This is a genomic window from Mesorhizobium sp. M00.F.Ca.ET.216.01.1.1, assembly GCF_004010325.2.
Classification (GTDB): Bacteria; Pseudomonadota; Alphaproteobacteria; order Rhizobiales; family Rhizobiaceae; genus Mesorhizobium.
Window position 1 is genome coordinate 1 of sequence record NZ_SADR02000632.1, and the last position, 279, is coordinate 279.

Genomic DNA, 279 nt, shown 5'->3' on the forward strand with positions numbered 1-279 from the left:
CGGCGCTTCCTGCGGTTCCGTCACGATCTCGACGCCTTTGGCCTTGAGCGACGCGCCCGTTGCCTCGACATCATCGTCGACCAGGACGAGCACCGACTCGGCGCTCGGTACCGCATTGGCGCGCCTGATGAAATGCAGATTGGTGACCGCGAAGGGAAAAGCCACCTCGCCCCAGCGCCAGCCACCATCGCCCATCGGGTGATCGGCAATGACCTGGCACGCAAGGTTTTCGGTATAGAACGCCTTGGCGCGGTCCTGGTCAGCTACGGGCAATTCGGC

At 63.8% G+C, this 279-nt stretch carries 1 protein-coding gene; it reads right to left on the reverse strand.

Features of this window, described 5'->3' with window-relative positions:
• Nucleotides 1-279: VOC family protein (locus EN859_RS37715; RefSeq protein ID WP_135913778.1), on the reverse strand; the 279-nt coding region annotated here is incomplete at both ends.